Origin of the sequence: Methylobacterium sp. NMS14P (assembly GCF_028583545.1) — a bacterium.
GTDB lineage: Bacteria > Pseudomonadota > Alphaproteobacteria > Rhizobiales > Beijerinckiaceae > Methylobacterium.
In genome coordinates this window covers 1,569,189-1,595,469 of record NZ_CP087106.1, presented here as the reverse complement: position 1 = coordinate 1,595,469, position 26,281 = coordinate 1,569,189, and the positions used below count along the sequence as shown (strand labels likewise).

At 72.5% G+C, this 26,281-nt stretch carries 25 protein-coding genes; 12 read left to right on the top strand and 13 right to left on the bottom strand.

The window, feature by feature from the left end:
• Positions 1-405: 405 nt before the first annotated feature.
• The gene (locus LOK46_RS07525) at positions 406-2,052 is read left to right on the top strand and encodes a hybrid sensor histidine kinase/response regulator (protein WP_273563201.1); all 1,647 of its coding nucleotides are present in this window, start codon (positions 406-408) and stop codon (positions 2,050-2,052) included.
• A 17-nt stretch (positions 2,053-2,069) separates the two neighbouring features.
• Here the strand turns inward: LOK46_RS07525 and LOK46_RS07520 are convergent, their stop codons facing one another.
• From LOK46_RS07520 to urtA, 7 genes are all read right to left on the bottom strand, one after another.
• Positions 2,070-2,354 carry a hypothetical protein gene (locus LOK46_RS07520; RefSeq protein ID WP_273563200.1) on the bottom strand — a complete coding sequence of 95 codons (285 nt, stop codon included), beginning with the start codon at positions 2,352-2,354 and terminating at the stop codon, positions 2,070-2,072.
• Between the two features lie 101 nt (positions 2,355-2,455).
• Positions 2,456-2,662, bottom strand: coding sequence for a hypothetical protein (locus LOK46_RS07515; RefSeq protein WP_020095148.1), 207 nt, complete (start codon positions 2,660-2,662; stop codon positions 2,456-2,458).
• A gap of 297 nt (positions 2,663-2,959) precedes the next feature.
• Positions 2,960-3,655, bottom strand: a complete 696-nt coding sequence (gene urtE, locus LOK46_RS07510) for an urea ABC transporter ATP-binding subunit UrtE (protein WP_273564556.1) — start codon at positions 3,653-3,655, stop codon at positions 2,960-2,962.
• A 2-nt stretch (positions 3,656-3,657) separates the two neighbouring features.
• The gene (gene urtD, locus LOK46_RS07505) at positions 3,658-4,461 is read right to left on the bottom strand and encodes an urea ABC transporter ATP-binding protein UrtD (RefSeq protein WP_273563199.1); all 804 of its coding nucleotides are present in this window, start codon (positions 4,459-4,461) and stop codon (positions 3,658-3,660) included.
• Positions 4,458-5,612, bottom strand: coding sequence for an urea ABC transporter permease subunit UrtC (gene urtC, locus LOK46_RS07500; RefSeq protein ID WP_273563198.1), 1,155 nt, complete (start codon positions 5,610-5,612; stop codon positions 4,458-4,460). The genes urtD and urtC overlap by 4 nt, the downstream gene beginning before the upstream one ends.
• A 5-nt stretch (positions 5,613-5,617) precedes the next feature.
• Positions 5,618-7,189, bottom strand: coding sequence for an urea ABC transporter permease subunit UrtB (urtB, locus tag LOK46_RS07495; protein ID WP_273563197.1), 1,572 nt, complete (start codon positions 7,187-7,189; stop codon positions 5,618-5,620).
• Between the two features lie 280 nt (positions 7,190-7,469).
• Positions 7,470-8,765 (bottom strand): urea ABC transporter substrate-binding protein, encoded by a 1,296-nt coding sequence (gene urtA, locus LOK46_RS07490; RefSeq protein ID WP_273563196.1) that lies wholly within the window; start codon positions 8,763-8,765, stop codon positions 7,470-7,472.
• Between the two features lie 344 nt (positions 8,766-9,109).
• Between urtA and LOK46_RS07485 the strand changes: the two genes are divergently transcribed.
• Together LOK46_RS07485 and LOK46_RS07480 are read left to right on the top strand one after the other, a co-directional pair.
• Positions 9,110-9,328: a DUF6894 family protein gene (locus LOK46_RS07485; protein ID WP_273563195.1), complete on the top strand. Its 219-nt coding sequence runs from the start codon at positions 9,110-9,112 to the stop codon at positions 9,326-9,328.
• A 214-nt stretch (positions 9,329-9,542) separates the two neighbouring features.
• The gene (locus LOK46_RS07480) at positions 9,543-10,322 is read left to right on the top strand and encodes a Crp/Fnr family transcriptional regulator (protein ID WP_273563194.1); all 780 of its coding nucleotides are present in this window, start codon (positions 9,543-9,545) and stop codon (positions 10,320-10,322) included.
• Positions 10,323-10,325: 3 nt separating this feature from the next.
• On the opposite strand, the gene LOK46_RS07475 is transcribed toward LOK46_RS07480, so the two are convergent.
• Together LOK46_RS07475 and LOK46_RS07470 are read right to left on the bottom strand one after the other, a co-directional pair.
• On the bottom strand, positions 10,326-11,045 hold the full coding sequence (locus tag LOK46_RS07475) for an HWE histidine kinase domain-containing protein (RefSeq protein WP_273563193.1): 720 nt from the start codon (positions 11,043-11,045) through the stop codon (positions 10,326-10,328).
• Positions 11,046-11,102: 57 nt separating this feature from the next.
• Positions 11,103-11,834 carry a Crp/Fnr family transcriptional regulator gene (locus LOK46_RS07470; RefSeq protein ID WP_273563192.1) on the bottom strand — a complete coding sequence of 244 codons (732 nt, stop codon included), beginning with the start codon at positions 11,832-11,834 and terminating at the stop codon, positions 11,103-11,105.
• 423 nt (positions 11,835-12,257) lie between these two features.
• On the opposite strand from LOK46_RS07470, the gene LOK46_RS07465 reads away from it, so the two are divergent.
• From LOK46_RS07465 to LOK46_RS07445, 5 genes are read left to right on the top strand one after another with little or no spacing between them, the layout of a single operon-like run.
• Complete coding sequence (locus tag LOK46_RS07465; protein ID WP_273563191.1) at positions 12,258-13,205, top strand: ABC transporter ATP-binding protein; 948 nt, start codon at positions 12,258-12,260, stop codon at positions 13,203-13,205.
• Entirely contained in the window at positions 13,202-14,095 is an 894-nt protein-coding gene (locus LOK46_RS07460; RefSeq protein ID WP_273563190.1) for a branched-chain amino acid ABC transporter permease, read from the top strand. The genes LOK46_RS07465 and LOK46_RS07460 overlap by 4 nt, the downstream gene beginning before the upstream one ends.
• Before the next feature lie 7 nt (positions 14,096-14,102).
• A complete protein-coding gene (locus LOK46_RS07455) occupies positions 14,103-15,137 on the top strand; it encodes a branched-chain amino acid ABC transporter permease (protein ID WP_273563189.1) in 1,035 nt (344 codons plus the stop codon).
• Between the two features lie 33 nt (positions 15,138-15,170).
• Positions 15,171-16,538 (top strand): ABC transporter substrate-binding protein, encoded by a 1,368-nt coding sequence (locus LOK46_RS07450; protein WP_273563188.1) that lies wholly within the window; start codon positions 15,171-15,173, stop codon positions 16,536-16,538.
• A gap of 7 nt (positions 16,539-16,545) precedes the next feature.
• A complete protein-coding gene (locus LOK46_RS07445; protein ID WP_273563187.1) occupies positions 16,546-17,346 on the top strand; it encodes an ABC transporter ATP-binding protein in 801 nt (266 codons plus the stop codon).
• 27 nt (positions 17,347-17,373) lie between these two features.
• Here LOK46_RS07445 and LOK46_RS07440 read toward each other — a convergent pair whose 3' ends face one another.
• From LOK46_RS07440 to LOK46_RS07430, 3 genes are all read right to left on the bottom strand, one after another.
• Positions 17,374-17,595 carry a hypothetical protein gene (locus LOK46_RS07440; RefSeq protein ID WP_273563186.1) on the bottom strand — a complete coding sequence of 74 codons (222 nt, stop codon included), beginning with the start codon at positions 17,593-17,595 and terminating at the stop codon, positions 17,374-17,376.
• Positions 17,596-17,694: 99 nt separating this feature from the next.
• On the bottom strand, positions 17,695-18,963 hold the full coding sequence (locus LOK46_RS07435) for a hypothetical protein (protein ID WP_273563185.1): 1,269 nt from the start codon (positions 18,961-18,963) through the stop codon (positions 17,695-17,697).
• Between the two features lie 55 nt (positions 18,964-19,018).
• Entirely contained in the window at positions 19,019-19,297 is a 279-nt protein-coding gene (locus LOK46_RS07430) for a hypothetical protein (RefSeq protein ID WP_273563184.1), read from the bottom strand.
• A 587-nt stretch (positions 19,298-19,884) separates the two neighbouring features.
• Between LOK46_RS07430 and LOK46_RS07425 the strand changes: the two genes are divergently transcribed.
• From LOK46_RS07425 to LOK46_RS07410, 4 genes are all read left to right on the top strand, one after another.
• Positions 19,885-20,091 (top strand): hypothetical protein, encoded by a 207-nt coding sequence (locus LOK46_RS07425; protein WP_273563183.1) that lies wholly within the window; start codon positions 19,885-19,887, stop codon positions 20,089-20,091.
• Between the two features lie 13 nt (positions 20,092-20,104).
• Positions 20,105-20,977: a serine O-acetyltransferase gene (gene cysE, locus LOK46_RS07420; protein WP_273563182.1), complete on the top strand. Its 873-nt coding sequence runs from the start codon at positions 20,105-20,107 to the stop codon at positions 20,975-20,977.
• Between the two features lie 429 nt (positions 20,978-21,406).
• The gene (locus LOK46_RS07415; RefSeq protein WP_273563181.1) at positions 21,407-22,822 is read left to right on the top strand and encodes a family 2B encapsulin nanocompartment shell protein; all 1,416 of its coding nucleotides are present in this window, start codon (positions 21,407-21,409) and stop codon (positions 22,820-22,822) included.
• A complete protein-coding gene (locus LOK46_RS07410; RefSeq protein ID WP_273563180.1) occupies positions 22,809-24,803 on the top strand; it encodes a family 2A encapsulin nanocompartment cargo protein cysteine desulfurase in 1,995 nt (664 codons plus the stop codon). Before LOK46_RS07415 ends, LOK46_RS07410 begins: the two co-directional genes overlap by 14 nt.
• A 179-nt stretch (positions 24,804-24,982) precedes the next feature.
• On the opposite strand, the gene serA is transcribed toward LOK46_RS07410, so the two are convergent.
• Complete coding sequence (gene serA / locus LOK46_RS07405) at positions 24,983-26,203, bottom strand: phosphoglycerate dehydrogenase (RefSeq protein WP_273563179.1); 1,221 nt, start codon at positions 26,201-26,203, stop codon at positions 24,983-24,985.
• Positions 26,204-26,281 lie beyond the last annotated feature (78 nt).

Genomic DNA, 26,281 nt, shown 5'->3' with positions numbered 1-26,281 from the left:
GCGGGGACCGCCGGTCGACGAGATCAATCCTGCGGTGAAGTAAAAAATATTGTGCCGCATATTCTCCCGATGAGCGATCCGATGCAGCACAGCGAGCATTGTAGCGAAGACTGAATAAGGGTCGCGCGCATGGAAGACTCGTCATCGTCGCCGTACAGCGCGTTCTCGTCGCGTCTGGCGGTGTCGATTACCGTCAGGTAGACTTGCCAGATCTGTCCACGGTCGGTGACGGCGGGGAGCCGTCACCCGGATCCCGGGCGGCGGCGCGGCAGGACGACTGCACGATGAAGCGACAGCGGGAGACCGGGGCCGGCACGGCGCGATTCGGGGCGGACACCGCGGGGACCGTCCCGGCGGAGCGGGCGCCCGGCATCGGCCGCGCGGCCGGCCGGGCCTGAGCCGCCGATGTTCGGGGCGCGGCGCCGGCGGGACGAGGCGTACGACAACGAGAAGGCGCAGGCGCTGATCCGGGCCGTCGTCATCGGCCTCGCCTGCCTGTACCTCCTGCCCCAGATCTACGGCGGGATCGCCCCGCCGGAGGCCCGGTTCGTCGCCTACCTCGTGACGTGCCACTGGGTCTTCGCCGTGGCGCTGTACGGCTGGATCAGCCGCAATCCCGGCAGCAGCACGCCGCGCCGCGTCGTCACCTTCGTCCTCGATCTCGGCGGGATGACCTACACGATGGCGGTGGGCGGCGCGCCGTTCCTGCCGCTCTACGCGATCGTCATCCGGTTGATCGTCGGCAACGGCCTGCGCTACGGGGTGACCGCCCTGAAGGCGTCCACGGCCGCGGCCCTGGTCTCGATCGCGGCCACCACGTACTTCAACGCGTACTGGCGCGCGAACCCGTTCCTCGTCCTGACGCTGACGGCCATCACCGTCCTCGTGCCGGCCTACATCTACAGCCTGCTGGAGCGCCTGCGCGGCGCCTACGAGCGCGAGCAGGAGGCGAGCCTGTCCAAGTCGCGCTTCCTGGCGCAGGCGAGCCACGATCTGCGCCAGCCGATCCACGCCATCAGCCTGTTCACCGCCTGCCTGCGCGGCGCCAGGCTGGGGCCGGAGGAACTGCAGATGGTCGAGAACATCGACCGGTCGCTGCAGAGCGTCTCGCGCCTGTTCAAGTCGCTCCTGGACATCTCGACCCTCGACAGCGGCCGGGTGGAGCCCCGGCCCGAGCCGGTCGCGATCAGCGACATCGTCGAGGACGTGCGGCGCCAGAACTCGGAGGCCGCCCAGATCGCCGGCACGGCCCTGCGCAGCCGCGCCTGCGCGGTCGTGGTGCGCACCGACCGGGCGCTGCTCACGACGATGCTCCAGAACATCGTCAACAACGCGATCAAGTACGCGCCCGGCCGGCCGATCCTGATCGCCTGCCGCCGGCGGGGCGACCGGCTCGCCGTCCAGGTCTACGATCGCGGCCCCGGAATCCCGGTCGCGCATCAGGAGCGGGTCTTCGACGAGTTCTACCAGATCCGCCGCCGCGGCGACCGGGATGTCGAGGGCGTGGGCCTCGGCCTGCCGATCGTCCGGCGGCTCGGGGCGCTTCTGGACCTGACGGTGACGCTGCGCTCGGTGCCGGAGCGCGGGACCTGCGTGACGATCGGCAACCTGCCCGTCGCCCGGGCTGCGGAGCCCGCGGCCCTACCCTCCAGGCTCGACCCGCCGGCGACGATCGGCGGCCTGCGCGTGCTGCTGGTCGAGGACGACGCTGCCGTGCTGCGGGCGACGGCCAGCCTGCTGGAGAAATGGGGCTGCCGCGTCCGGCCCGAGACCGGGATCCCCGACGCCGTGCCCGAGATCGACCTCCTCATCACCGATTTCGAGCTGGGGAACGGCGTCACGGGGACGGACTGCATCGCGGCGGTCCGAAGTCTCGCCGGCCGCGCGCTGCCGGCGGTGGTGATGAGCGGCCACGACGAGGCGCGCGTGCGCGAGGATCTGGGGGCGGCGGACATCCCGATCCTCTCGAAGCCGGTCCGGCCGGCCGAGCTGCGCTCCGTGCTCACCGCCGCGAGCCTCCGGCTGCGCCCCCGGCCGGCGCCGGCCGCGTGAGGCGCGCGGTCGGCGCCCTACCGGGCCGGTTCGCCCGGGTCCCTGCCCGGATCCTCGCCGGGACGCGCGGCCGCCGCCCCGCCGCCCTGCGGGTCGAGCATCGCCCGGAGCAGCGCGTCCCGCGCGAGGCCGTGCTCGGTCGCGATGCGGTCCACGATCCGGAGCGCCTGCGCGGCGGGGGAGCGGTCCGTCACCGGCAACCGCGCGAAGGCCTGGCTGAGTCGCGTCCCCGCGACGTATCCGATGACGATCCCGGCGAGGACGCCGCAGGCGCCGACCAGGATCAGGACGCCGATCTTCACGACGCACCCGCCGGCTGCCGCGAGACTGCCGGCCTTCTGACCATCCCGCGCGGGTGATCTCGAGAGGCGGGCGGCCGGCCCGGCGGCCCCCGGCCGCCGCGTCAGCCCTGCTCGGCGCGGTCCGCGCCGTCGCGGGCCTCGGCCTCCCGCCGGGCCGCGCGGGCCTGGGCGATCAGGTCGACGGCGGTCAGCGGGGCGTTCGCCCCCACGCCGCCGGCCAGCAGCAGGCCCGGCGGCACGGTCCGGACCTGGGCGCGGCCGCCGCGGACGCCGCGGCGGCCGGCCCTTCGATCGGTCGCGTTCGTCATGCTGGTGCGCCGCCCGTCAGCGCGGGCCGGCCTGCGGCCGCGGCCGCGGTACGGCGATGGTGACCAGCTCGCCGGTGATCGGATCCAGGATCGTCATGGGCGCCCCCGTGGTTGAGCCCCATGGCGGACCTGAATTGTGTTTTAACATTGGCCGAGCGGGGCCATATGCACAGTTTTGGCGACCGATGTCGCCCCAGGCCGCGCCGCGATTGTTGAATATCGGTCCCGATATCCGGCTCGAAGAGCCGTATTCCCGGACGCGGCGCCGGCGGCGGATGCGACGGCGCGGCGGGCGCCCTACACGGACATCCACCGGAGGACGTCGGCCTCGACCATCCCGGCCCGCGGCCCGGCCAGCACCACCTGCCCGCGATCCATCACCGCGTAGGAATCGCAGAGGTCGCGGGCCCACTCGAAATACTGCTCGACCAGCACGATCCCCATCTCGCCCTTGCCGCGCAGGTAGGTGATCGCCCGGCCGATATCCTTGATGATCGAGGGCTGGATGCCCTCGGTCGGCTCGTCGAGCACGAGCAGCTTCGGCCGCGTCACCAGCGCCCGGCCGATGGCGAGCTGCTGCTGCTGGCCGCCCGAGAGGTCGCCGCCGCGCCGGTGCAGCATGTCCTTGAGCACCGGGAACAGGTCGTAGATCTCCCCCGGGATGTGGCGGTCGCGGCGCTTCAGCGGCGCGAAGCCGGTCTCCAGGTTCTCCTTGACGGTGAGCAGCGGGAAGATCTCGCGGCCCTGGGGCACGAAGGCGATCCCGGCGCGGGCCCGGTCGTAGGGGGCGAGCGCCTGGATCGGGCGGCCGTCGAGCCGGATCGCGCCGGAGCGCACCGGCTGCTGGCCGACGATCGCCCGCAGCAGCGAGGTCTTGCCGACGCCGTTGCGGCCGAGCACCGTCGTGACCCGCCCGGCCTCGGCCGTGAGGGAGACGCCGCGGAGCGCCTGGGCGGCGCCGTAGTAGAGGTCGATGCCGTCGACGGAGAGCATGGTCATCGTCCCAGATACACCTCGACCACCCGCGGGTCGGCCGAGACCGCGTCGATCGAGCCCTCGGCCAGCACCGCGCCCTCGTGCAGGCAGGTGACCCGGCAGCCGAGGTCGCGGACGAAGTGCATGTCGTGCTCGACCACCAGCACGGCGTGCTCGCCGGCGATGCGGCGCAGCAGCCGGGCGGTCTCGGCGGTCTCGGCGTCGGTCATGCCGGCTACGGGCTCGTCGACGAGCAGCAGCTTGGGGTCCTGGGCGAGCAGCATGCCGATCTCCAGCCACTGCTTCTGGCCGTGGCTGAGATCGGCCGCCGGGCGGCCCCGGTGGGCGAGCAGGCCGACGGTCTCCAGCAGGGCGTCGATCCGCGCGGCCTCCACCCGGTTGCGCCAGCCGAACAGGGACGCGAAGGCGGCGCGCGGACCTTTGAGCGCCAGCAGGATGTTGTCGGCCACCGTGTGGCTCTCGAACACCGTGGGCTTCTGGAACTTGCGGCCGATGCCGAGGTCGGCGATCGCCGGCTCGTCGCTCCTGAGCAGGTCGTGGGTGCCGTCGAACAGCGCGATGCCGCTGTCCGGCCGGGTCTTGCCGGTGATGCAGTCCATCATGGTGGTCTTGCCGGCGCCGTTCGGGCCGATGATCGCCCGCAGCTCGCCGTGGGCCAGCGTAAGCGACAGGCCGCGCAGGGCCTTGTAGCCGTCGAAGGTCACCCGCAGGTCGTCGAGGTAGAGCAGCGCGTCCGTCTCGCGCTTCCGGTTGGCGGGGCCGCGGGCAGCGGCGTCCGGAGGTTCGAGGAGGTCGGTGCTCACGAGCCCTGCCCTTCTTCCGCGAGTTTCGGGGCGATGGCGGGCTCCGGCGGCAGCCTGGCGGCGGCGCGCCGGGAGCCGAAACGCTCGATCGCGGTGCCGACGAGGCCGCGCGGCAGGAACAGCGTCACGACCACGAACAGGGCGCCGAGCGCGAACAGCCACGCGTCGGGCATCGCGCCGGTGAGCACGGTCTTGGCGTAGTTGACCAGCACGGCGCCGAGGGCCGCGCCGACCAGCGTGCCGCGGCCGCCCACCGCCACCCAGATCACCGTCTCGATGGAGTTGGTGGGGGCGAACTCACCCGGGTTGATGATGCCGACCTGCGGCACGTAGAGGGCGCCGGCGACGCCCGCCATCATGGCCGAGACCGTGAAGGCCAGCGTCTTGAAGTGCTCCGGCCGGTAGCCGAGGAAGCGGGTGCGGCTCTCGGCGTCGCGCACGGCGATCAGGATCTTGCCGTAGGCCGAGACCGTCATGACCCGGGCGATCAGGTAGCCGAGCGCCAGCGCGAGGCCCGTCGCCACGAAGATGCCGACACGGAAATTCTGGGACTGGACGGAGACGCCCAGGAGATCCTTGAAGTCGGTCAGCCCGTTGTTGCCGCCGAGCCCCATGTCGTTGCGGAAGAAGGCGAGCATCAGCGCGTAGGTCAGCGCCTGGGTGATGATCGACAGGTAGACGCCCGTGACCCGCGACCGGAAGGCGAGCCAGCCGAACACGAAGGCCAGCAGGCCCGGCACCAGCAGCACCATCAGCGCCGCGAAGGCGAAGTGGTCGAAGCCGTGCCAGTACCAGGGCAGCGCCTTGTAGTTCAGGAACACCATGAAGTCGGGCAGGACCGGGTTGCCGTAGACGCCCCGGGAGCCGATCTGGCGCATCAGGTACATGCCCATCGCGTAGCCGCCGAGCGCGAAGAACGCCCCGTGGCCGAGCGAGAGGATGCCGCAATAGCCCCAGACGAGGTCGAGGCTGACCGCGAGCAGCGCGTAGGCGAGGTACTTGCCGAAGAGCGAGACGAGGTAGGTCGGCAGGTGCAGGCCGGAGCCCTCCGGCACCGCGAGGTTCAGCACCGGCACGGCGAGGCAGAAGGCGGCCAGGACGGCGAGGAAGATCCAGCCCTTCAGGTCGATGAGGGGGGTGCGGGACGGCATGGGGCTCACGATTCCACCGCCCGGCCCTTGAGCGCGAACAGGCCGCGCGGGCGCTTCTGGATGAACAGGATGATGAAGATCAGGAGGCCGATCTTGGCGAGCACCGCGCCGATATACGGCTCGGCGAGCTTGTTCACGACGCCGAGCGTCAGCGCCGCCACCAGCGTCCCCCAGAGGTTGCCGACGCCGCCGAACACCACCACGAGGAACGAGTCGATGATGTAGCCCTGGCCGAGATTGGGCGAGACGTTGTCGATCTGCGAGAGGGCGACGCCCGCCATCCCGGCGATGCCGGAGCCGAGCCCGAAGGTGAGCGCATCGACGTAGGGCGTGCGGATGCCCATCGCGGCGGCCATGCGGCGGTTCTGGGTGACCGCCCGGGTCTTCAGGCCGAAGGATGTCTTCCGCAGGACGAACAGCAGCCCGAGGAACACGGCCATCGCGAAGACGATGATCCACATCCGGCCCCAGGTGATCGACAGGCCGTAGAAATCGAAGGCGCCGCTCATGAAGGCCGGGGCGCCGACCTCGCGGTTGGTCGGGCCGAAGATCGAGCGCACGCCCTGCTGCAGCGCGAGGCTGACCCCGAAGGTGGCGAGCAGCGTCTCCAGCGGGCGCCCGTACAGGAAGCGGATGATGAACCGCTCGATCAGCACGCCGACGAGGCCGGCGACCAGGAACGCGCACGGGATGCTGATCGCCAGCGACCAGCCGAACAGGGACGGCGCCTGGGTGCGGATCAGCTCCTGCACGAGGTAGGTCGTGTAGGCGCCGAGCATCACCATCTCGCCGTGGGCCATGTTGATCACGCCCATCACCCCGAAGGTGATGGCGAGCCCGATGGCGGCGAGCAGCAGGACCGAGCCGAGCGAGATGCCGTACCAGACGTTCTGGAGGGCGCCGAGGATCGCGAGCCGCGTCTCGATCGCCGCGATGCCGCGGGCGGCGGCGGCGCGGACCGCCTCGCTCGGATCCGCCGCGAGACCGCGCAGGATGCCCATCGCGTCGCCATCGCCCCGGGCCTGGATGGCGGGAATTGCGGCAATCCGGTCGGGTTCCGCGGTGCCGGGCCTGGCGAGCAGCACGGCGGCGCGCGCCTCGGTCAGCGCCTGGCGGACGCCCGGGTTGGTCTCGCGGGCCAAAGCCGCGTCGAGGGCCGGCAGCGCGGCCGCGTCCCGCGCCTTGAACACCGCGTCGGCGGCGGCGCGGCGCTTGGCCGGATCGGGGCTCGCGAGGTCGAGCTGCCCGCGGGCGGCCTCGATCGCCCGGCGGACCCGGTTGTTGGCGCGCACCGGCCTGAGGTCGGGGCCGTCGGCGGCCGGGGCGCCGGTCCTCGCGTCGACGACGGCGCCGCCCTGCCGGATGAGAAGGGTCTTGTCCGGGCTCACCAGCAGGCGACCGTCCGACAGGGCCGAGAGGATCGCGTCGGCGCGCGGGTCGCCCGAGGCGGCGAGGCCGGAGACGCCGGCCTCGATCTCGGCGTAGCCGTCCCCGGCGAGCTGGCCGTAGGGGTCGGTGGTCTGCGCCAGCGCAGGAGCGGCGAAGAGCAGGAGGAGGAGGCAGAGGAGACGGAGCATCGAGACTTTCGTTGCGCCTGGGAAGCGGGACGGCGACGCGTGAGGCACCTGAGTTCGCCAGCGGGCGGCCGTGATCTGCACAGATCGGCCGATGCGAGGCGCGACAGGCGCCCTCGCCCGGGCGGGAGAGGGTTGGGGTGAGGGGTGCGCGCTATCCGGAAGGACCTGATCCCTCACCCTGCCCCTCTCCCGCACGGGAGAGGGGACCCGCGCTCCTCCGAGATCCGGAAGTGCCGAACCGAACTGCAGGTCCGGCACCTCCGTTCAGCGGGAGCGTCCCTCAGGCGCCGCCGCAGGACTTGGTCTTGGTGTTGTAGTTGCCGCACTTGAGCTTGACCCAGTCGGCCTCGAGGTCCTTCGAGCCCTCGAGCTGCTTCGACCACGCCTCGCCGGGGATCAGGCCCTCCGTCTTCCACACCACGTCGAACTGGCCGTTCGCCTCGATCTCGCCGATGAAGACCGGCTTGGTGATGTGGTGGTTGGGCAGCATCTTCGCGGTGCCGCCGGTGAGGTTCTTCTGCTCGATGCCCGGCAGCGCGTCGATCACCTTGTCGGGGTCCGTGGTGCCGGCCTTCTCGACCGCCTTCACCCACATGTTGAAGCCGATATAGCTGGCCTCCATCGGGTCGTTGGTGACGGCCTTGGGGTTCTTCTTGAACGCCTGCCACTTCTTGATGAACGCCTCGTTCTCCGGCGTCTTGATCGACTCGAAGTAGTTCCAGGCGGCGAGGTGGCCGGTGAGCGGCTTGGCGTCGATGCCGGCGAGCTCCTCCTCGCCCACCGAGAAGGCGACCACCGGGATGTCGGTCGCCTTGATGCCCTGGTTGCCGAGCTCCTTGTAGAACGGCACGTTGGCGTCGCCGTTGATGGTCGAGACCACGGCGGTCTTCTTGCCGGCCGACCCGAACGCCTTGATCTTCGACACCTCCGTCTGCCAGTCCGAGAAGCCGAACGGCGTGTAGTTGATCAGGATGTCCTCGTCCTTGACCCCCTTGGACTTGAGGTAGGCCTCGAGGATCTTGTTGGTGGTGCGCGGGTAGACGTAGTCGGTCCCCTCCAGCACCCAGCGCTTGGCGCCGCCGCCGTCCTCGGACATCAGGTAGTCGACCGCCGGGATCGCCTGCTGGTTCGGGGCGGCGCCGGTGTAGAACACGTTCCGCTCGCTCTCCTCGCCCTCGTACTGGACGGGGTAGAACAGGATGTTGTCGAGCTCCTTGAACACCGGCAGCACGGATTTCCGCGACACGCTGGTCCAGCAGCCGAACACGGCCGCGACCTTGTCCTTGCTGATCAGCTCGCGGGCCTTCTCGGCGAAGAGCGGCCAGTTCGAGGCCGGGTCGACCACCACCGGCTCCAGCTTCTTGCCGAGCACGCCGCCCTTGGCGTTCTGCTCGGCGATGAGCATCAGCATCACGTCCTTGAGGGTGGTCTCCGAGATCGCCATGGTGCCCGACAGCGAGTGCAGGATGCCGACCTTGATGGTCTCCTGCGCCCGCGCGGCGCCCGCCCCCAGCGTGCCCATCGCCAGCCCGGCGGCCAGCGCGGCGGCCGAGGCCCAAGTTCCAAATGCCTTCATGGCGGTCCCCTGCGTCGTCTTCCTCGCGACGGACCGGCCTTCGCAAGACGTGTGCCAATTATTTAGGCATGCCGCGTCGAGAGGCTGTTCCGGGTCCGCGCGGCGCCCAGAAGGGCGGCGGTTCGCCCGCCAGACCGGCAGCGCCGTGCCGCCTCCTGCGGCGTCCGGGAGCGGGCGGACCAAGCCGTAGGCATCCGCGCCCGGAATTTCGCGCGCACGTTGATCGGACGCGGATCGATGCCACTTACCTCAGCCCCCGGCGCGGGCCGCGGCGTGCGCGGGGGGATATCACCGGGCGGGCGGCGCCCATAGGGGCGGGTCCGGATCCTGGGCTGAAGGATGTCATGGCAGAGCGCTACTATTTCCGCCTGAGGAGCGACGGCGAGACGATCGAGGACGAGACGGGCGTCCTCGCCGCGACGCTCGCGCACGCGGAAGCCGAAGCGCTGGTGCTGATCGAGGAGTTCCGGAAGGCCGGCGAGCTGCCGGACGCCGCGGCGGGCTGGCGGATGGAGATCCACGACGGGAACGGCACCGTCCTGCGCACGCTCCGGCTCTCCTGATACGCCGATCCGGCCCGCACGCCTCGACCGGCGCGATCCGGCCCGACCCGGGGCGATCCGGGCCGACCCCCGCGGCCGATCCCGGGAGCCGGCGCCGTCGGGATCCGGATCCCGGGCGGGGCGGTAATTTGATGACCTTGAGGAGTAAGGATAAGCCGTCGCACGTTTACGCAGACGCGGCTCCGCGCGCGGGGCAGGACTTCCGGGAGATCCTTTGAACCCCTTCCTTCGCAAGCTGGCGCTGCGCGCGAACTTGGACGACGGCGACGTGGCCGCGCTGGGAGCGGCGACCAGCGACGTCGCGCAGGTCGAAGCGGGCCGCGACCTGGTCTCGGAAGGCGTGCGGCCCGACGCCGCCTACGTGATCCTCGACGGGTTCGCCTGCCGCTACAAGCTGGTGTCCGACGGGGGGCGCTCGATCCTCGCCTACCTCGTTCCCGGCGACGGCTGCGACCTGCACGCGTCCCTGCTCAACCGGGCGATCCACTCCGTGGCGACGCTGACGCCCTGCACCGTCGCCTCGGTCCCCTACCGGACGATCAAGGAACTCGCCGCCCTCCGGCCCAACATCTACCGCGCCCTGTGGTGGTCGGTCCTGGTCGACGAGGCCGTCCTGCAGGAATGGCTCGTCGGGGTGGGGCGCCGGTCCGCCGACAAGCAGGTCGCCCACATCATCTGCGAGCTCTTCGCGCGCCTGAACGCCGTCGGCCTCGGCCTGGAGCCCGACTACCGCCTTCCGCTGGCGCAGTCCGAACTGGCCGACACGGCGGGGCTCTCGAACGTCCACCTCTCGCGCGTCCTCTCCGACCTGCGCAGGGCCGGGCTGATCGAGAGCGGGCGCAAGAGCGTGCGCGTGCCGAATCTCGAGCGTCTGCAGGAGTTTTCCGAGTTCACGCCCGACTACCTGCTCCTGCCCGGCCCGAACCCGGCCGTGGAGGCGCTCGGCGCGCTGCCGCAGATGACCGGGCAGGTGCGGGCGGCGTCGGGATCGTGACTCTCACCGGCCGTCGCCCTCCCAGCCCGTCTCGGGGTCCTCGGCCACGCGGCGCCCGATCTGGGCCGTGAGCGGCAGGCGGATCGTGCAGCGCAGCCCGTCCGGCTCGTAGTGCAGGTCGACCGTCGCGCCGAGATCGTAGGCCAGCATCTCCGTCAGCACGTCCGTGCCGAAGCCGCGCCGGCCGGAGGGCGCGACCTCGCTGCCGCCGGTCTCGGCCCAGTCGAGGCTGAGGACGGGCGGTCCGGCCTCCGCGTCCGTCACTCGCCACGCGGCGCGGATCCGGCCCTGGGGGAGCGCCAGGGACCCGTGCTCCACGGCGTTGCTGGTCAGCTCGTGCAGGGCCAGCGCGGCGACCAGGGCGGCCTTGGGGCGGAGGCGCACCCGCGGGCCGGCGAGGGTGGCCTGCTCGCCCTCGCGGGCGAGGTGGAACATCAGCTCGTCCGAGATCAGCGTGTGCAGGTCGGCGTCGCCGAACGCGTCCGTGGCGGCCTGCACGCGCATGATCGCCCCGAACCGGCCGTCGAGATGCGCCACGTAGCTCTCGACGTCGGCGGCGCTGTCGGCGGACCGGTGCATGACGGTGCGCATCATCGCCATCGTGTTGCGCATCCCGTGACGCAGGCTGTCCGGAAGCCCCGCCGCGTCGAGCAGCCGGCGCAGGCGCGCGTTGTCGGCCTCCAGGACTGCGAGGCGCTCCGCCGGATCGCGAGGGTCTGTCATGCCGGGCCACTCCGGATGTCGTTCAACCTGGCTCAATCGCCGCGGGACCGGCAGGGTTCAGCGCGCGGCGGCGTGGTCGGTCCCGGTGAGATGGAGATACGCGGTGTCGAAATGCGCGAGCCGCGCGAGCGCGGCCGGATCGTGGATCGTCAGGCGCCGGCTGCGCAGGGTGATCAGCCCCATGCCGCGCAGTTCCTGGAGCGTGCGGTTGATGTGCACGCTGGTCTGCCCCATCGCGTCGCCGAGATCGTTCTGCGTCATCGGCATCGCGCAGGTATTCCCGTCCGTCAGGCCGATGGCCGCCAGGCGCGCGTGCAACTCGCAGAACAGGTGGGCGAGGCGCTCGATCCCGGTGCGGCTGCCGAGGCTGACCGTCCACTCGCGCTGGATCGCCGCGGTGGCCAGGGCCTCGCGGTGGAAGGCCATCTCGAGCCGCGGGCTGCGGGCGGTCAGATCCCGCATCGCGGGGCCCGAGATCTGGCCGAGGAGCACGGGCGTGATCGCGCCGATCGCGTGATCCATCTCGTCGAGGAGGAAGACGTGCGGGTCGCACGGGTCGCCCGGGAGCAGGAGCGAGACGATCTGGCGGCGCCCGTTGGCGAACTGCCGGTACCGGCAGGCCCAGCCCTCGAGGATCACGTTGATCGCGCGCGGATCGTCGCCCTCGTGGATGATGTCGGTGCGTGCGGCGACCATGCGGCTCGGGCTCATGGCGTCGGCCAAGCACATCCGGTCGTCTTCGGAGAGCCGGACATAGCAATTTAGCTTGTGCACGAGCGGGTTTGGCATGGCGGCGTCTCCACGACGGCGTGGGGGCGCGAACCTACATTTTGTTTCAAGCCATGAATACTTACGCAGATTAGTTTATGCTACCGTAGGGTGTCTTTCCGCCCGCCGCGCCGGGCCGATCCGCCCGATCCGGGCCCGCCACCGTCCCGCGGCGGCAAGATCTGGGCGGGCCGGGCGGCCCATCGTCAGGATTAGGGAAGTGATCCCGCGCCTGCGCGTCCCGGAGGGAGAATGTTCGCGCGTCGTATCGAAATTGAAAAGACTGTGCCTTTGACTTCGCGGGCGCCGGGCAGCAGGATTTGACGGGCGGGAACATCGGAATGTCCGCCCGGGACGTGTCGTCGTCCCGTCTCTCGCCTTCTCTCAACGGGTGCCGCCGGTTCGCGCCGCAGCGGACGGCCTATCGTGGACGGATCCCTACCCATGCAGCCTGCGCTGCGCCTCGTCCGCCCGGTCCGGGACGGGCGACGCCCCCTCCCCCGGCCCGCCGCCCGCCCGGCCGCGGGCCCCGGCGGCGGCCCGCACCGGGACCGGGCGGACGCGATCCTGTCGGTCGAGGGGCTGTCCCTCGCCTTCGGCGGCACCGTGGCCTTCGCGGAGGTCGACCTCGCGGTCGGGGCCGGCGAGATCCATGCCGTGATCGGGCCGAACGGCGCCGGGAAATCCTCGCTGATCAACGCGATCACCGGCCTCTACGCGCCGCGGGCCGGGCGGGTGCGGCTCGGCGCGGAGACCTTCGCCCGGGTGCCGGCCGGACGGCTCGCCGCGCTGGGCGTCGCCCGGACCTTCCAGAACCTCGCCCTGTTCGCGGGCCTGAGCGTGCGCGACAACGTCCTCGCGGGGCTCTCGGCCGCGCGGCGCGCCGGACTCGGGGCCCAGATCCTGGGCCTGCCCTCCGCCCGGCGGGAGGCGCGCGCGCACCGCGCCGCCGCCGAGGCGGTGATCGGACGCCTCGGCCTCGGGGCGGTGGCCGATCGCCCGGCCGGCAGCCTCCCCTACGGGCTCCAGAAGCGGGTCGAGCTCGGCCGGGCCCTGGTGGCCGAGCCGCGACTCCTGCTCCTCGACGAGCCGATGGCCGGCATGACGGCGACCGAGAAGGCCGAGATGACCGGCTTCATCCGGGCGGCGCGGGAGCGGTCCGGGGCCGCGATCGTGCTGATCGAGCACGATATCGGCGTCGTCATGCGCCTCTCCGACCGGGTGACCGTGCTCGACCACGGCCGCCGCATCGCCACCGGCACGCCGGCGGAGGTGCGGGCCGACCCGGCCGTCATCGCGGCCTATCTGGGGCTCGCGGACGGGGATGCGGAGGAGGGCTGGGACGACACGGACACGGACGCGGACGCCGGCGCGGGCGTGGCCGCCGCATGAGCCCGGACCTCGCCTTCCTGATCGAGGTCGTCGTCGGCGGCCTCCTGTCGGGCGTCATGTACGCCCTCGTGGCGATCGGCTTCGTGCTGATCTACAAGACCTCGGGCGTGCTCAACTTCGCGCAGGGCGCGATGGTGCTGCTCGCCGCCCTCACCTTCGTGAGCCTGACCGAGCGCGGCCTGCCCTTCCCGGCGGCCCTGGCCGCGACGCTCGCCGCGATGGTGGTGGTCGGCCTCGCGGTGGAGCGGGCGGTGCTGCGGCCCCTGGTCAACCAGCCGCCCATCACCCTGTTCATGGCGACGCTGGGCGTCGCCTACGTGATCGAGGGCGCGGCCCAACTCGCCTGGGGCACCCAGGTCCACGGGCTCGACCTCGGCATCGACGACACGCCGATCGATCTCGGCGGCGTGCTGGTCAGCCGGTTCGACCTGTTCGCCGCCGCGGTCGCGGGCCTGATGGTGGCGCTCCTCTCCGCCTTCTTCCGCTACACCCGCACGGGCCTCGCCTTCCGGGCGGTGGCGGACGATCCGCTCGCCGCCCTCAACACCGGCCTGCGCCTGCCCCGGATCTGGTCGGCGGTCTGGATCGCCGCCGGGATCGTCGCGCTGGTGGCGGGGCTGCTCTGGGGGGCGCGGCTCGGCGTGCAGTTCTCCCTGTCGCTGGTGGTGCTGAAGGCGCTGCCGGTGCTCGTGCTCGGCGGCTTCGACTCCGTCGCCGGGGCGATCGTGGCCGGGCTGATCGTCGGCGCGACGGAGAAGCTGTCCGAGGTCTATCTCGGACCGATCGTCGGCGGCGGCATCGAGGGCTGGATCGCCTACGTGGCGGCCCTGGGCTTCCTGCTGGTCCGGCCGTCGGGCCTGTTCGGCCTGCGCGCCGTCGAGCGGGTCTGAGGACGCCATGGACGCCCTCCCCCGCGCCGCACCGCGCCCCCGCCCGTCCGCCGGGACCCTCGGCCTCGGCGCCCTGCTGGTCCTCGCCTACGGGATCGTGCCGCTCACCGGCACGAGCTACGTGTTCGAGGCCCTGCTGACGCCGTTCCTGGCCCTGGCGCTGGCCGGCCTCGGGCTCAACCTGCTCACCGGCTATGCCGGGCTGCTCTCCCTGGGCTCGGCCGCCTTCATGGCGGTCGGGGCCTACGCGGCCTTCAACCTGTCGCTGCGCCTGCCCGGCCTGCCGCTCCCGGCATCGCTCCTGCTCGCCGGCCTCGTGGCGGCGCTCGCCGGGCTCGTGGCGGGGCTGCCGGCCCTGCGGCTGCGGGGCTTCTACCTCGCGGTCTCGACGCTCGCCGTGCAGTTCTTCGTCGCCTGGGCGCTGAACCGGATCGGCTGGATCTCCGCCGACAGCCCCTCGGGCGTCATCACCGCCCCCCGGCTGGTCGTGGCCGGCCTGTCCTTCGACGATCCGCGCGGGCGCTACCTGGTCTCGCTCACGGTGGTCACGCTGCTGACCGTCCTCGCCTGGCGCCTCGTGGACTCCCCCACGGGCCGCAACCTCGTGGCGATCCGCGACAACGAGACCGCCGCCCGCCTCGTCGGCGTGAAGGTCGCCCGGACCAAGCTCCTGGCCTTCGCGGCCTCGTCCTTCGTGATCGGGGTCGCCGGGGCGCTGTGGGCCTTCGCGTATCTGCGCACCGTCGAGCCGGCGGGGTTCAACCTCGACCGCTCCTTCCAGATCCTGTTCATCGTGATCATCGGCGGCCTGGGCACCCTGCGCGGCGCCTTCCTGGGTGCGGGCTTCATCGTGGTGCTGCCCCTGCTCCTGTCGCGCCTCGGCGCGGCGCTCCTGGGCGACGGGTTCGATTCCGGCACCCTGGAGATGGTCCAGCGCATCGTGCTCGGCGCCCTGATCGTCGCCGTGCTGATCCGCGAGCCCGCCGGCCTCGCCGCCCTCCTCGACCGGGCGGGCCGCCGCCTCGGCCGCCGCGCTGCCTGATCCCCTCCCCGTCTGACCAAACCCAGGACGACCATGCCCCTGACGATCCGTCTCCGCGCCGCGCTCCTCGCCGGCACCGTCGCGCTCGCCGGCGCGGCCCCCCGGGCCGGGTGGGCCGACGAGCAGTATTTCCCACTCCAGAGCTACCGGGTCGGCCCCTACGCGGCCGGCGGGACCGGCTTCTTCGGGGGCTTCATCGACTATCTCAACCTGATCAACGCCCGCGACGGCGGGGTGAACGGCGTCAAGCTCACCTGGAGCGAGGGCGAGACCCAGTACGAGGTCGAGCGCGGCGTCGAGGTCTACGAGCGGCTGAAGTCCCGGCCCGGCATCGCCGCCTGGAACCCGCTCTCGGTGGGCATCGCCTACGCGATGATCGACCGCATCACCGCCGACAAGGTGCCGCTGATCACGATCAACCACGGCCGCACCGATTCCACCGACGGGCGCGTCTTCCCGTACGTGTTCCCGCTGCTGCTCAACCCCTACAGCGAGACGAGCGGCATCATCCAGTATCTCGGCACCCGCGCGGGCGGCCTCGACAAGCTGAAGGGCAAGACCGTCGCGGTGCTCTACCACGGCTCGCCCTACGGCAAGGAGACGATCCCGATCTACGCGCAGCTCGCCGAGCGGTACGGCTTCACCGTCGCGCAGATCGAGGTGCCCCATCCCGGCAACGAGCAGCAGTCGCAGTGGCTCACGATCCGGCGCCTGCGGCCCGACTTCGTGGTGCTGCGCGGCTGGGGCGTGATGAACCCGGTGGCCCTCAGGACCGCCCAGAAGACCGGCTTCCCGGCCGACCGCATCGTCGGCAATGTCTGGTCGAACTCGGAGGAGGACGTGATCCCGGCGGGCGACGCCGCCAAGGGCTACGTCGCCATCACGACCCAGGCGTCGGGCACCGCCTACCCGGTGATCCAGGAGGTCGTCGGCAAGGTCTACGGGGCCGGCAACGGCAACCTCGCCGACCGGAAGCGGATCGGCAGCGTCTACCACAATCTCGGGGTGCTGAACGGCATCCTCAACGTCGAGGCGGTGCGGATCGCGCAAGCGCGGTTCGGCCAGCGGACGCTCACCGGCGACGAGGTGCGCTGGGGCTTCGAGCACCTGCGCCTCGACGAGGCCCGGGTGGCGGCGCTCGGCGCCCAGGGCCTGTTCCACTCGATCAACGTCACCTGCGCCAACCACGAGGGCGAGGGCCGCGTCACCTTCCAGCAATGGGACGGGGCGAAGTGGAACGTCGTGTCCGACTGGATCGCCCCCGACTGGGCGAGCCTGCGCCCGATCATCGAGGCGTCCGCGACCGCCTACGCCAAGGAGCGCGGCATCACCCCGCGCGACTGCGCGGCGGAGGAGGCCGCGGACGCGGCCGGCAAGCAGGCCGCCGCGGCGGCCCGGTGAGCGCCCGGTGAGCGCCCCCCCGACCCTCCTGCAGGTCGAGGCCCTGGAGGTCGTCTACGGCGGGGCGGTGCGCGCCCTGCACGGCGTCGACCTCGCGGTCCGGGCGGGGGAGATCGTCGCCCTGGTCGGCGCCAATGGCGCCGGCAAGACGACCCTGCTGCGGGCGGTGTCGAACCTGCTGCCGGCCCTGCGCGGCCAGGTCACGGCCGGGCGCCTCGCCTACGAGGGACGCGACGTGACGCGGACCCGGACCGACGCCCTCGTCCGCGCCGGGCTCGTGGGCGTGCTGGAGGGGCGCCACTGCTTCCGGGGCCTGAGCGTCCAGGAGAACCTCGTCGCGGGCGGCCTCGGGCGCGGCTCGGGCCGCGGCGGCGTGCGCGCCGATCTGGACCGGGTCTACGGCCTGTTCCCGCGGCTCGCAGCGAAGCGGGGCGTCGCCGCCGGCCTGCTCTCGGGCGGCGAGCAGCAGATGGCGGCGATCGGCCGGGCGCTGATGGGGCGGCCCCGGCTGCTCGTCCTCGACGAGCCGTCCATGGGGCTCGCCCCCCGCGTGGTCGAGGAGATCTACCGGGCGCTCGCCGGCCTGAACCGCGCCGAGGGGCTGACCCTGCTGGTGGCCGAGCAGAATGTCCGCCTCGCCCTGCGCCACGCCCACCACGCCGTCGTGCTGGAGAACGGGCGCAGCGCGCTGGCCGGCACCGCCGCGTCCCTGCGGGCGCGCGACGACGTCCGGTCCCTGTATCTCGGCGGCGCCGAAGATCCCGACACGGCCGCGCTGCCGGAGACGCGACGCCGCGCCCCGGCCTGACGGCGCCGGCCCGGAGCGGGGACCCCGTCAGGGTTCCCGGTCGGCCCGGCGCAGGGACCAGAGCAGGGTGCCGTGGGCGTCGACCAGCCACAGGGCGTTCACCGCGTCGTCCTCGATCGTCAGCGAGCGGCTGTTGGCGAGGCGGACCGCCTCCTTCGCGTCCGCGGCCGTGAGCACCTCGTCGACGCGCGGCGCGCCGATCTCGCCATCCTCGCCACGAACCGCCCCGCGCAGGCGATAATCCGGCATCCGTCGAACCCCCGTCTCCCCGCGGCCGGCGCCCGTCCGGGGCGTGCCGCGGGTGCGAAGATAGGCGCCTGCGCGGCGTGTCGAGGGTCGGCGGGGTCGCTACGGCCCGGCGCGGCTCGCCAGGACCTGCTGCGGCTCCGCGAGGAACAGCGCCCGCAGCGCGGCGGCCGATCGGCCGGGCGGCAGGTCGAGGGCCCGCCGCGTCTCGGCGACCCGGGCGGCGCAGTCGGCCGACGGCGCCGCCGCTTCGGCCATCGCCCGCGCGGCGCCCAGGCTCGTGGCGGGCGCGTCCACCCCGTCCGGCCGCGCGGCCTGTGTCCGGGCGAGGAGCGGCGCGAGCCCGTGCGACGCGGGCCGCTCGGCCCGCAGGCGCGCGTCGAGCGCCAGGAGGTCGCCGGCGGCGAGGAGTCCGCAGGCCGCCGCGTCCCGCGCCCCGGCACGCTCCAGCGTCGCCAGGATCCGGTGTCCCAGGGCCCGGACGACGGCGTCGTCGGCCGCCCGGAAGCGCCGCTGCAGGTAGCCGGCGGCCATCCGCCTCAGGCCCGCGACGGCCTCCGACTCCGGCCGGCCGGCGGCGTAGCCGTCCCGGTACCACCGGGCGATCGGGTCGAGCCCCGCCGCCTCGGCCTGGCGCAGGATCGGCAGGCTCCGCAGGAGCGCGGCCCGCGCCCCGGCCGCGCTCGGATCCGCGTCCAGGGTCGAGTCGGGGAACCGGTCCGTTCCGACGACCTCGGTGACGATGCCGGCCGCGCGCAGCTCCTCGTCCGTCGGGATCCAGATCCCGGCCGGGGGCACTGCCAGCGCCCGCGTCACGAAGGCCGCCGGCAGGCCGGCGGCCCGGTAGGCCGCCCGCTCCGGCGCGGAATCCACCCGGTGCTTCCGGCCCCGCGCCCCGATCTCGTAGGGGGCGTGGAAGCCGAGCCGGCCGCCGGTCGCGAGGTAGCGCGTCCGGCCGCGGACGAAGATCAGCGTGCAGGCCGAGGCGCAGGCGTCGGGGACGTAGGTGGCGAGCCCCCGCGCCGCCACCAGCGCCCCGATCGCCGCCCCCTCCTCCACGAGGCCGCCGTCGCTCGTGAGATGGATGCGCGCGATCTGCGGGTGCGCGGCCAGGATGGCGGCGACCCGCGCGGCGACGCCCTCCGCGAGATCCCCCGCGAGCCGCAGGTCCCGGCCGCCCGGCCCGACCGTGAGCCGGGCCGGGACGTCCGGCCCGTCGGCCGCAGCCTCGACCGCGGAGCCCGCGGGAGCCGCGGCGCGGACCTTCGGCGTGTGTCCGGCCGCGGCCGGGCCGGCGGCACCGAGCGCCAGGGCGAGCGCGCAGGCAGCCGTCCCCGTCCGGGGCCTCCACCCGCGGGGGAAGACCGACATGACAGGTTTCCATCGTTCGTGGTCGGAGAGGCCGGCGCGGCCGGCAGCGGCGCGCCTACTGGAGGTAGGCGACGAACATCTCGGACACGGCCCGCGACGCGTAGGCTTCCGGGCTCTCGCCCCAGCGGATCGGGAAGGCCTCGGCCACACGGCGGCCGGCGAGGATCTGCGCGACCTCGTCGGGCATCAGGCCGTCGTCGAGGGCGCTCACGAGGGCGGCGCGCTCGTGGGAGGGATGGGAGCGGACGCTCCGGGACAGGGCTCGGCCGAGGGACGCGGCCGGTTCGGGGCTCAGGTCGGGACGTGTGTTCCGGGTCGTGTCATAGGTCAGCATCGGTGGTCGCCTCTCGTGTCTGATGTCGTGCGCTCTCCTCTTCCTGGACGCGGCAACACGGCAGACACGGCGCAGTCATCCGGGCGATCCGTTCCTTGCTGGCGATCACGGCAAACCTCCGTACGGCTCTGATTCGACTGCATGTCGACTGGGCCACGACTGTCCGTCGACACCGCCAATGTAGACGGCCGGCCCGAGAATGTGCTGCCAAATTGGCGAGGACTCGCAGCGCAGGTTGTTCGTCGAAGCCGCGTCGCGGAGCAGAAGCACGGGTCCGGCGGGAGCGCGCCGGCGTCGCGGCCGCGATCGATGGCGCGTGGCGGCCGGGGGCTGGCCGCGCCCGGAGCTTGCCAGAGAGCGGGCTTGCCAGAGACCGGGCTTGCCAAAGGCGGGACGATCCTTAAATATCGTTCTGTAACAGAGGCTTAGCGAAAATGATGCTCCGGTTTCGGGCCTGCACGGTCGAAACCTTCTCCGCCTGACCGGGGCATCCGGAAAAGACTTCTCGCCGGCGGCGCAGGCCTCGGTGCCGGCGCTGCCGGCGGCAGAATCGGGCCGCCAACGGCCGATCAAGGGGGACCGACAGCATGGCCTCAGGGACGATGATGCAGGGCGACGCGGTCGTGTTCGCGCGGCCCGACCTCGCCGAGATCCTGGGGATCTGGCGGCATGCCCGGGGCCGGGTGGTGGGTATCCACCGCGCGGGCGACGCTCCGGCCACCGTGGACGTGAAGTTCCAGGGGCACGACACCCTGGAGCGCTACCTGCCCGACCTGTTCCGCGCCGTGCGTTGATCGGCGACGTCCGATGCATCACGCCCCCCTGCCCGCCGCGGGTGCCACGATGGCCGTGGTCCAGCCGCCCCTGCGCATCACGAGCCGCAGCACGGCGGAGGCCGAGGTCTGGGCGGCCCTGCGCGCCGAGGCCGAGGCGGCCCTGATCGAGGAGCCGCTCTATGCCGGGATCATCCAGGCGACGGTCCTCGACCAGCGCTCGCTGGCCCAGGCCCTCGCCTACCGGCTCGCCCACCGTCTCGGGGACGGCGACCTCGCCCGCCTGTCGATGCGCGACCTGTGCCTCTCGGCCTTCGAGGCGGACCCGCAGGCCGGCGCCCACGCGGTGCGCGACCTCGTGGCGATCCGCGAGCGCGACCCGACCTGCCGCCGCTACCTCGACCCGTTCCTGTTCTACAAGGGGCTGGCGGCGCTCGAGGCCTACCGGGTCGGCCACTGGCTCTGGCACCGGGGCCGGGCGACCCTGGCGCTGCACGTCCAGAGCCGGATCTCCGAGGTGTTCGGCTGCGACATCCACCCGGCGGCCCGGATCGGCTCCGGCGTGTTCATCGACCACGCCACCGGGGTGGTGATCGGCGAGACCACGGTGATCGCCGACGACGTCTCGATCCTCCAGTCGGTGACGCTCGGCGGCAACGGCAAGGAGAGCGGCGACCGGCATCCCAAGATCGAGCGCGGGGTGCTGCTCAGCGTTGGCGCCAAGGTGCTGGGCAACATCCGCGTCGGGGCGGGCGCCAAGGTCGCGGCCGCCGCGGTGGTGCTGCAGGACGTGCCGCCCCACACGACCGTAGCGGGCGTGCCGGCTCGGGTCGTCTCGCGCCTGCCCGTCGACGAGGAGCCGGCGCTCAGCATGGACCAGTCCTTCGGCTACGGGGACGGCATCTGAGACGCGCGAAAGATTTTTCCTGACAACAAAGTCGTCCGGCCGCCGCCACTGCGCGCGAGCCTGTAAAATTAAATTCTCCGATCTGCCGGTCTGAGGGTGTCAATGTCCTATGTGCTCTGCATACCAGGGGATCCACTTCCATGAAACCACGAAAAATAGGGATATCCTTTTGTTGACCCTCGGCCGAATCAGACCTTATCCAAACAGCGCCGGAGCGACGATGAAGTGAGCCCGGCTGAGCGGTCGACGATGGCTGTCTGGCCGCCGGACAATACATGCTTCGATTGATGACGCGGTCGTCCGGGCCGCGATCGTCGTCAAGTCTTGATCGAAACCACTTGCGCCCGCCTCGCACAGCCTGCGGGGCGCACCGCCGCCGCGCGGATCGATGCGGCGCGCCTGCAATCCTGGATGGAGTGAGGACGAACGATGAGCGGACCGGGTCTGAGCGTGAGCGCCACGGCGGCACGCAACCTTGCGACGGCGACCGTCACCTCGGTCCAGAACGCGGCCAACACGCCGCGCTGGCTGCTCCGGCTCCTGCCCTTCGTGGACGTGGCGGGCGGGGTCTACCGCGTCAACCGCCGCGCCGTCGTGCTGGCGCGCCCCGGCCGGATCGATCTCGTCGCCGAGGACAAGGGGGACGGCAAGGGGGACGGCAAGGGGCGGCTGATCCGCCCGTCGTCCCTGCGCGCCGTGCCGCTGTTCAGCCGGCTAGGCGATGCCGAGCTGGCCGCGCTGGCGGCCAAGTTCACCGAGAGCCACCACAAGGCCGGCGCGGTCATCCACGAGGAGGGCTCCGCCGGCCGCAGCCTCACGGTGGTGGCCGACGGCACCGTCGAGCTGACCCTGTCGGGCCCCTACAAGGGCCGCCTGCGCCAGGGGCTCGCCACGAAGGGCGACTATTTCGGCGATGCGGGCCTCGCCGGTGAGCGCGCGCCCGCCCCGGCCGTGAAGGCCCTGTCGGCCGTGACCCTCCTGACCCTCGACGCCGCCGCGGTTGAGAGCGAGGAGATCCGCGCCAAGATCGCGCAGTACCGCGAGGAGCGCGACCGCCTCAAAGGTCACACCAACTCCTACGGCGAGCAGGGGATCGAGCTGCTGGCTGTCCATACCGGCGAGCCGCGCCTGCCGACGACCTTCGTCGACTACGAGGTCGATCCGCGCGAGTACCACCTCTCGACCATCCAGACGATCCTCAACACCCACACGCGGGTCACCGATCTCTACTCCAACGAGATCGACCAGCTCCGCGAGCAGATCCGCCTCACGGTCGACGCCGTGAAGGAGCGCGAGGAGTGGGAGCTCCTGAACAACGCGCAGTTCGGCCTTCTCGGCGAGGTCGGCCCGCGCCAGCGCATCCCCACCCGCGGCGGCCCGCCCACCCCGGACGACCTCGACGAGCTGCTGACCCTGGTCTGGAAGAAGCCCGCCTTCTTCGTGGCCCATCCCCGCGCCATCGCGGCCTTCGGCCGGGAGGCGACCCGCCGCGGCGTGCCGCCGGTCGTCGTCCACCTGTTCGGCGCGCCGTTCATCACGTGGCGTGGCGTGCCGCTGGTGCCGAGCGACAAGCTGCCGATCGACCTCGACCCGGTGACCGGGGCCGAGACCACCTCGATCCTGCTGCTGCGCGTCGGCGAGGGCGAGCAGGGCGTGGTCGGCCTGCAGAAGTCGGGCGTGACCGGCGAGATCGAGCCCGGCCTGTCGGTGCGCTACATGGGCACCAACGACCACTCGATCGCCTCGCACCTCGTGACCCGCTACTTCTCGGCCGCCGTGCTGGTCGAGGACGCGATCGCCCGCCTCGATAACGTGCTGCTGGGCAACTACCATGACTACGCCTGAGGCACGCGCCCTCGGGCTGCCCGGGGCGAGCCCGGGCGAGCTGGCCCACGCGGATCTCGTCGGGCGCCTCGCCCGGGAGATCTACGGGCAGGGGCAGGCCGCGAGCCAGCCTTTCGCCCCGGCGATCCCCGCCGGCCCCCAGGTCCCGCAGGCTCTCGAGAGCCTGCCCCAGGGCCCGGGCGGCGCGCCGCTGCCGAGCGGCGCCCTGAGCGTGCCCTCGGCGCCTGCCGGCGGCCAGCCCGCCGTGCCGCAGCCCGACGCCTCCGCGCTGGCGGCGCGCTCGTTCGGGGCGCCGCCGGTCGGCCTGCCGGGCCTCTCCGGCCCGACCGTGCCGAACCTCGCACCCGCGAGCCCGGCCTTCGCCGATGTCGGGGCGATCCCGCCGGTCCACCCGGCGAGCCCGCGCCCCGTGCTGCCCGATTTCTCCTTCGCCGGCGCCCCGGCGCTGGCGGCCGCCCTGCCCGGCGGTCCGGAGCTGCACCGGCAGATCGCCGCGGACCATCCCCGCGCCAACGCCTTCGCGCACGCGCTCGCCCCGCACCTCGTGCCGGCCGACCCGTCGAAGGCCGGCCGCGACGAGGCGCAGGAGCGCTTCGCGCGGACCGGCCGGCTGTCCCCGGCGCCCGAGGCGCCGCCGTCCGACTACTACTTCCTGAACCTCGGCCCCGGGCCGGCCCGCAGGGCGCCGGCGAGCCCCCGGGTGGAGCCGGCCCGCTACCCGGGCCCGGCGCCGCGCCTGGCGGCACAGGGATCGAGCCCGGTGGCGGCGCCCTTCGACGTGGAGCATGTCCGCCGCGATTTCCCGGCCCTGCACCAGAGCGTCAACGGCCACCCGCTGGTCTGGCTCGACAACGCCGCCACCACCCACAAGCCGCAGGCGGTGATCGACGCGACCTCGGAGTTCTACGGGCGGCACAACTCGAACATCCACCGGGCCGCCCACACCCTGGCGGCGCGCTCCACCGACCTGTTCGAGGGCGGCCGCGAGGCGGTGCGCCGCTTCCTCAACGCCCCGTCGAAGGACGACATCGTCTTCCTGCGCGGCACCACGGAGGCGATCAACCTCGTGGCGAATTCCTACGGCCGGGCCAATGTCGGCCCGGGCGACGAGATCATCGTCTCGACCATCGAGCACCACGCCAACATCGTGCCCTGGCAGCTGCTGGCGCAGCAGACCGGGGCGACGCTCCGGGTGATCCCGGTCAACGACCGGGGCGAGATCATCTTCGAGCAGTACGCGGCGCTGCTGTCGGGCCGTACGAAGATCGTCTCGGTGACGCAGGTGGCCAACGCGCTCGGCACCGTGAACCCGGTGCGGGAGATCATCCAGCTCGCCCACGCCTACGGGGTGCCGGTGCTGGTCGACGCGGCGCAATCCTCGCCGCACATGCCGCTGGACGTGCAGTCCCTCGACGCCGACTTCCTGGTCTTCTCCGGCCACAAGGTGTTCGGCCCGACGGGCATCGGCGCGCTCTACGGCAAGACCCACCTGCTGGAGGCGATGCCGCCCTGGCAGGGCGGCGGCCACATGATCGAGGACGTCACCTTCGCGAAGACCGTCTACAAGAGCGCGCCCGAGAAGTTCGAGGCGGGCACACCCGACATCGCCGGGGCGGTCGGTCTCGGGGCGGCGCTCGACTACCTCGCGGGCATCGGCATGCCGGCGATCGCCGCCTACGAGCACGACCTCCTGGACTACGCGCAGGGCGGCCTGGCCGACGTGAAGGGCCTGCGCCTGATCGGCACCGCCCGGGAGAAGGCGAGCGTGATGTCCTTCGTGATCGAGGGGCAGACGAACGAGGCGGTCGCCCACCACCTCGACGCGCACGGCATCGCGGTGCGCTCGGGCCACCACTGCGCCCTGCCGGCCCTGCGCCGGTTCGGGGTCGACCAGTCGGTGCGGGCCTCGCTCGCCTTCTACAACACCCGCGCGGATGTCGACGCCTTCCTGAGGGCGCTCCACACCCTGCCGCGAGCGTGACCGGCGGGGCGCCGGTCACGCGGCCGGCTCGTCGCTGTCCGCGTTGAACCCGTCCCCGCGGGCGTGACGATCCGCGCGTCCACGATCGCGCGGGTCCCCGCTCCCGTGCGGGAGAGGGGGCCGGTCGCGCCCGACCACCGACCACCGACCACCGACGTCCGGCGGGGCGGGCGGTCCCCCTACGCCGCCGGCCGGAGGTGCCGCGTCCGCACCGTGCCGTCGATGGCCCGCAGCGCGCGCAGGACCCCGTCCGCCTCGCCCGGCCGCACCGACGCGTCGACCACGACGTAGCCGAACTCGCCGTCCGTCTGCAGGTACTGCGCGTCGATGTTGAGCGACCGGCCCGAGAAGATCGCGTTGATCTGCCCGAGCACGCCGGGCACGTTCCGGTGCACGTGGAGGAAGCGCGCGCCGGACAGGCGCGGCGGCAGCTGGACCTGCGGGAAATTCACGGCGCCGAGCGTCGAGCCGGTCTGGACGTAGTCGACGAGCTTGCGGGCCACCTCCGCGCCGATGCGGTCCTGGGCCTCCTCGGTCGAGCCGCCGACATGGGGGGTGAGGATGACGTTCGGCAGGCCCTGCAGGGGCGAGACGAAGCGCTCCGCGTTGGAGGTCGGCTCCACGGGAAAGACGTCGATGGCGGCCCCGGCGAGATGCCCGTCGCGCAGCGCCGCCGCCAGGGCGTCCAGGTCCACGACCGTGCCGCGGCTGTTGTTGATCAGGTAGGCGCCCGGCCTCATCGTGCGGATCCGCTCCGCGCCCATCAGCCCGTGGGTCAGCGGCGTCTCCGGGACGTGCAGGCTGACCACGTCGCTCAAGGCGAGCAGGGCCTCGAAGCTCTCGGCCGGCTCGGTGTTGCCGTGGCGCAGCTTGTCGGTGAGATCGTAGAAGATGACGCGCATGCCCATCGCCTCGGCGAGGTTCGAGAGCTGCGCGCCGATGTTGCCGTAGCCGACGATGCCCAGGGTCTTGCCGCGCACCTCGTAGGCGCCGGTGGCCGACTTGTCCCAGCCGCCGTCGTGCGCCGCGACCGAGCGCGGCACGATCCGCCGGAGCAGCATCACGATCTCGCCGATCGTGAGTTCGGCGACGCTGCGCGTGTTCGAGAACGGCGCGTTGAAGACCGGCAGGCCGCGGGCCCGCGCCGTCTCGAGGTCGACCTGGTTGGTCCCGACGCTGAAGCAGCCGATGGCGGCGAGATCGGGCAGGGCGTCGAGAAGCGCGGCGGTGACCTGCGTGCGCGAGCGGATGCCGAGGACGGTGACGTCGGCCAGATCGCCGGCGTCCCCGGGGCTGACCGCGCGCGGCAGTTGCCGGATGGCGCCGATCCCGGCCTGCGTGAAGATCTTGGACGCTGTCGGCGCTATGCTTTCGGTCAGAACGACGCGCTCGGTCGACACGGTCTGTCCTCCCTCCACGGACGGGATGCGATCCGCGACCTTGGCGCCGGCGCGGCACAGCGGCAAGGGCGGCGCGGG